Annotated in this window: 4 protein-coding genes; all 4 read left to right on the forward strand. The window is 67.7% G+C overall.

Translation table 11 applies throughout. The features are described 5' to 3' along the window. Positions 1-121 precede the first annotated feature (121 nt). Positions 122-1,000 carry an epimerase gene (locus ACFZBD_RS33775; RefSeq protein ID WP_391147249.1) on the forward strand — a complete coding sequence of 293 codons (879 nt, stop codon included), beginning with the start codon at positions 122-124 and terminating at the stop codon, positions 998-1,000. 443 nt (positions 1,001-1,443) lie between these two features. Continuing rightward, positions 1,444-1,773, forward strand: a complete 330-nt coding sequence (locus tag ACFZBD_RS33780) for an STAS domain-containing protein (protein WP_391147252.1) — start codon at positions 1,444-1,446, stop codon at positions 1,771-1,773. A 313-nt stretch (positions 1,774-2,086) separates the two neighbouring features. Continuing rightward, positions 2,087-2,371, forward strand: a complete 285-nt coding sequence (locus tag ACFZBD_RS33785) for a transposase (RefSeq protein ID WP_391147255.1) — start codon at positions 2,087-2,089, stop codon at positions 2,369-2,371. Positions 2,372-4,649: 2,278 nt separating this feature from the next. Then, positions 4,650-6,210: hypothetical protein (locus ACFZBD_RS33790; protein ID WP_391147258.1), on the forward strand; the 1,561-nt coding region annotated here is incomplete at its 3' end.

Below are 6,210 nucleotides of genomic sequence, written 5' to 3' on the forward strand. Positions count from 1 at the left end.
CCCAGGTGATTCGCGAAGGCGTCTGGGCACGATGCGAGTGGGCAGGGCGGTGGTCATCAGACCTCCTTCTGTGCGGTCCGAGGGGCGAGGGCGACGGCTGACCAGATCGACGGTGGTATTGATGACGACGAAGACGACCATGAAGATCAGTGACAGGGCCTGCACGACGGCCATGTCCAATTGTCCCCCGGCGCCCTCTGCTGCGGGACTGCCGGAAGGCAGAACTGCCTTGAAGACCGCGGGGATCAGTGTGATCATTGCATATTTTCCGGCATTCCTTTTTCCTTTGATTCTTCCCTATGGAGCAGCCGTGCGTCTGGTCGTATTCGGGGCCTCTGGAATGGTGGGGCAGGGCGCAGTGCGGGCCTGCCTCCGTGACGAAGGCGTGAGTGAGGTGCTCCTGGTGGTGCGCCGGCCCCTGCATGTGCAGCACGCGAAGGTCAGGGAAATCGTCCACACGGACTTCACCGACTACACAGGCCTGTCCAGCGAGCTCACCGGGCTGGACGGCTGTCTGTTCTGCCTGGGTATGCCTTCCGCGGGCTGTCCTGAGGAGGAGTACATCCGGGTCACGCATGACTACACGCTTGCTGCTGCCAGGGCCCTGACGGCAGCAAGCCCCGCGGGGGCTTTCGTCTATATCTCCGGGCACGGAGCCGACAGTACGGAGAGGAGCCGCTTCCTGGGCGCCCGGGTCAAGGGCAGCACGGAGAACGCGCTGCTGGCGCTGCCCGGCAGCACGTACGTGTTCCGCCCTGCCTACATTCAGCCGGAAGACGGGGCCGTTTCCAGGACGCCCCTGTACCGCAGGCTGTACCGGGTGACTTCGGGGCTGTATCCGCTCCTGCAGCGCATCGCTCCCCGATACGTGACTACCACCGGCCAGCTGGGCCGCGCGATGATCGCTGCTGTCCGGCTCCGCCCTGCTGGTCCGGCAGTCCTGCATACCCGGGAGATCAATCAGCTCGCAGCTGCGTCACCCTCCCCGGGGGTGCGCTGAGATACCGGGGCCGCCAAGGGCACAGCTGCTGGCCGGAGACAGAGGACCGCAGCGGGCAGCGTGCATCCGGCATGCCTGCAAGAACCGGTCGGACGACATCGGCCGTCATGCAATAGATCCATGATGGCCATGCCCCCATCGGCGCCCAGAACCGTCCGCCCCGCCCTCCTGCAGGCTGGTTACCGTCCCGGCCAGCCGGACCCATAGTTGTTCCCTGAGTGCGGTGATCTGCACCAAGGAGGGCGGAACTCTGACCTGGCTTTCTCAGTCCGTATGCAGTTCGCCCTGCCTGGGGCGAGGCCAGAGACCTGTCAGTCACGCCGCTCTCACGACAGCTGTCTCGGATGCGCCGTAGATGCCCGCGTGAACTCGGGATCCGTCAGGACGGGCGCCCCGTCCTGTGCGCGGCTCACCAGAGTTGCGCGACCTCAGAGGAGGAATCCATGCGACTTCACGTACAAGCTGACGCCGGGGACGGCCATGTCCGGGTGCTCCGCTGCGAGGGAGAGCTCGACTTGTCATCCGCCAACGATCTCTTGCAGGCAGGCGAGAACGCGGCGCTCCAGCCTGGCGTGGAACGCCTCGTGCTGGACGTGAGCGGAGTGACGTTCGCCGACTCCAGCGGTCTGAACTGCCTCATCCGGCTCAACCAGATCGTGCCGGTCGTGCTCAGCGGTCCGCTGGCCGCACAGCTTCGGCGACTCCTGCAGATCACGGGTGCGGAACAGCTCTTCCCATGCGCCGACAGCGTGGAGACTGCACGGACCATGTAAAGGGTTTTCCCTGGCCTCCGGTGCAGCTCCGGTCCACCGGGCATGACGTCTGCGTGCGCCGCCCTCAGCCCAGGGCGCCGCATCCGGCCGGAACATCAGCGGGAACTCCGCCATGCCCTTGGCTCCGGTCCCGGCTTGCCCAGATTCCCCGATCCGCCTTCAGCACGGCCGGTGCAGGCCTGGCCGCGGGGCTGTACGGCCCGCGCGCCCGGCCCCGTGACTTCAGCTCCGCATAGGTGTGAGCCCCCCGCCGGCCGGACATTTTGAACTGGGACGGATGCTCCAGCGGAAGCAGACACAGGTAGTGAGCAGCATGAGTAAGCGGTACACGGCCCGCAAGAGGGACGCGGCCGCCCTGGCGCTGTCCCTGGAGAAGACGGTCACCGACGTCGCGAGGGATCTGGGCGTGAGTCCGGAAGGGCTGCGCGGGTGGGTGAAGCAGGCGAAGACCGACCGCGGTGAGGGGCCCGCCGGGACTTTGACCACTGCCGAGCGTGAGGAACTGGTCCGGCTGCGGCGGAAGGTCCGCGAGCAGGAGGCCACGATCGAGGTTCTGGAAAAGGCGACCGCCTTCCTCGCTCAGGACAAGACGAAGTAGACACCGCGGCACGGCATCGCTTCATCGGTGCGGAGAAAGCATCGGAGGGTACCCCTGCAAGTCAGCGTTGCGTTTCAGGAGTTCAGGAGTTCTGGCGGTGCGGTGCACGCATTGGTGATCAGGCAGACGGTCCCGACCGCCCGCCTGCCCTTGCCGGGCCACGGTACGCCGCAGCTGGGCGGTCTGCGCGGCACCGGTGAAGCCGGCCCGTGCCATTACCGCCGCGCCCGTGGCCGCTGCGGGTGCGGGCGGGTACCGGGTCCGAGAAAGCGCCTTGAGCCAGACAACTTCCGGCTGGCCTTCACGGTCAGGAAGTAGTCAACATCGACCCCGGTCACGTCGTCGCGGTGGCCGCGCTGGCTGTGGGGGCGTCCATCGTGCCCGCCGCCGCGTCCAGACCGATGATTTCCAGCAGCTCCCGGGCCGTGAGGTCACGTTCCTTCACGTGTCAGCGTCACAGCGGGCAGCAGGCCCGTGACCGCTGGCTTCGGCTAACCGCTGCATGCGCCTACCCGGCCTGCCTCATCCGGTGCACCCGGCTCGGCCGCCGCTTCCTGTTACGCCGCCACTGCATCGAGGGCTGTCGGCTGGCTGGACCTCAGATTCGGTTCAGCTCGGTAACGTGCGGGCTCCCGTGAGAAATCAGTTCGTTGCCGCCGCATTTCCGCTCTGCGACACCCCGGCTGGGGCGGGACCCTGCAGAGGGTGCTCACGGCCAGCCGTCGGCAGCGGTCCGCCCCGCGTCGCGGATGAGCCGTCCTGAACGCGAAATAAGGAAAGGGCCCCGCCCGGTCGGTCACCCGAGGCGAGGCCCTTCCTGTTCACACTCTCATTCGCTGATGAGGAGGAACTTCCCATGACGTTCATCGTACGCCTCGCACTGTTTGTCCGCAAAGTCCTCTTCAGATGCCTGGCTGGCCGCTGAAAGCTGCAGACCGCATGCAGCATGAACATGCAGGTCATCGCCGATCCAGCAGCACACAGCCATGGTTCTCCCGCGCGATCCGGACCGCACCCAACGGCCTCACCGCGGCCAGCACTTACGACCCCGCCTGCCTCACAATCCGGTCCTCCCCGTGCTTGCCCCTGGCGCCTGCAGGCCGTCAGCAGCGCCGGCCCGTATCCCGTACTACCCCGCCGCGATCCAGTCGGCCACTGTCAGGAATCGACCGGGACTGACGGCGCATGGAGAGTACTCAGCCAGGCAAGCGCCGGCTGCGATGTCCAGGGCGCTGCCGCCGAAGCAGCAAGGAGCCGGGTGGTGGGGGCTGGACGCAACCCGGGGCTACGACGGCCTTCCTGCGCTGGAATCTCACCAGGATGAAAGCCCGGTCGGGTTGCTGACCGGCTGCAGACCCCGGCCGCAAGCCACCGCGCCTGCACGTCCCGCATCACCACCTGGCTGAGGAACCGCAAGGTCTGCGACAGCGCGGCCTTAGCCCTGACCGTCGTTTGCGGCCCAGGCGCTCACGGCACCTGATGACTGCGAGCGCCCGGAGATGCACCCCCGGCCGGCGCCGCCCGTGTGTGGAAGCGGTGAAGTGCACGGCCCGATCCGACCGAAGAGGCCATGCCCTCCACCGCAACCAGAATGCATCCGTCTGAGGAGGGACGCGTTGCGACACGCCAGCCCTGAGGCCTGCCCTGGTCCCCTGGCTGCCGCGCGTACCTGCGGCCCAGGGCAGTTCTCCTGGGGCTGGTCAGCGAGGGAATGCTGGGGACTGAATGATTCTCTGGGCAGACGTTTACCCTTCGTTTCGGCGGCGTGGCGCAAGGTGACTATGAGGCAGTTCCTCAGCTACACGGGCGGCACCATACGGGCGGCGGTATCGAGAGGGACCTGACAGATTCTGATCCTGCCGACCGGGGGCACGTATGGGCCGCAGATCCGTCTGATCACCGAGCGGGCCGGTCTGCCCCTCTCCGCCGGAATCTGATGGCGCCAACCTCCACGGCATCCAGGCCAATCCCGCTGGCGAAGGGCATAGCCCCCACCCGGTCACGCTTCTTGCGACGGCCCGGACCGCAGCGCGCGGGAGGTGCCTGGCCGCTGAGGCTGATCGGCCGGAGGCGTGTCAGCTGATCGGCCATCCTGCGCCGGCCACATACGCCTCTGTTGGCAGGGTCCCCCAGGAGGTCGGGGCGGGGTTGGGTTCAGGTGCCCTGTGTGTTTCTTTGTCTGGAGCCCGGTATGCCTTGCCAGCCCGCGTTTTCTGTCTCTCCCGGTGTGCGGGCTGGGGGGCGCAGCAAGGGGCGGCTGCGGTATACGGCGCTGGCGATGGTGCTGGTGTTGGCGGTGACCACGGTGCCGGCGGTCACGGCCAGTGCCGTGACTGGTGTGCCTGTGTCCAGTCCGGCGGGGGTGTCGGGTGCGGTGGTGTTGGGCGGGGGTGCTTCGGGGAGTGTCAGTGAGCAGACGGGTGCGTTTGCCATGGTGCTGCCGCTGGTGTCGCTGCCCGGGCGTGGTGGTGCGGGGGTGGAGCTGGCGCTGGCGTATGGCCAGGGTGCGGCTGCGGCGGGGGCGGACCGGCACGCTCTGGGCCAGGGGATGGGTCTGGGGAAGGCGTTCATTGACCCGGAGGGCGCGGGTACTTTGCATACCGCTTCGGGCGGCAGTTACCAGCTGCGCCCCGGCGGCACCTCCGGGACGGGTCTGGAGCGGTATCTGCTCAACGACCTGGCGCTGCGGGATGCGCCGGGGACGCTGCCGGCCCGGGAGGGCATGGACGGTGTGTCACGCGCGTACCGGTGGGTGCTCACCTACGCCGACGGGCGGAAGAGTTTCTTCTCTGCTGAGGGTGATCTGGTTGCTGAGCGGGATGTGTTCGGCCATGAGAGCGCGTATGTGTGGGAGGTCCGGGACGGGCAGCACCGCCTGGAGAAGGCGGTAGATGCTTACGGCCAGGCGGTGACGTTCGGTTACGGCACCGAAAACCAGGTCACGGTCACCTCACCGGTCCGCAGTGACGGACAGCGGCCGCAGGTGGTGCTGCACCTGGACGGCGGCCGGCTCACGTCGGTGGTCTATCCGGAGGACCAGGCCGTCCGTCTGGCGTGGGACTACACCCCCGACGGCCAGCCTGGCCGTCTGCTGACCGGGGTCGAATCTCCTGCGGGTGCGGTCACCCGGGTCAGCTATGACCGGCCGCACGGGTTTCCCGTGGTGTCTTCGCTGAAGGTCACCGACCGGGAGGGCAGGAACCTCTCGCCGGAGCGCACGTTCAGGATCAGTACGGAGGGGGAGCATGCGGGGCATGACTTCACCGGACGCGGCCAGTACCCCTCCGCGGATGCTTTGTTCGATTCTGCGGATGCGGACTACCGGTATGTGACGGAGCTGTCCGACGGGCGTTCGACGGTGCGTTCCGTCTACAACAGTCTGCATCTGCTGAAGGAACGCACCGTCCACCTGGACGTGAAGGGTGAGCCGGTGCCGGTGCGGACCCAGGAGCTTGTCTATGAGGGTGAACGCGACGGCGGGCAGGCACCTCCGCCGGCGTCGGCTCTGCCGGCGAACTACGGCAAACCCGTCCGGGCGACGGTCACCGTTCATGACCCTTCCACCGGCAGGACCCGCACCACCACGGAGACCGCCCGGTTCGATGAGCACGGCCGCCAGGTGGAGCGCACGGATGTGACGGGGGCGAAGACGGTCACCGCCTACGACCCCACCGCCCTGGACGGGGAGCCCGGCGGCGAAGACAGGGCGCAGGGCGGCGGAGACGGTGGGGGCCCGGACAGCCCGCCTGCGGGTTTCGGGCTGCCGCTGCGCACGGTGGTCACCGGTGCGGACGGCGCGGAGAAGGTCACCGAGTACACGCTTTCCGAAGACCGCAGGA

The organism is Streptomyces sp. NPDC008121, assembly GCF_042957155.1.
Classification (GTDB): domain Bacteria; phylum Actinomycetota; class Actinomycetes; order Streptomycetales; family Streptomycetaceae; genus Streptomyces.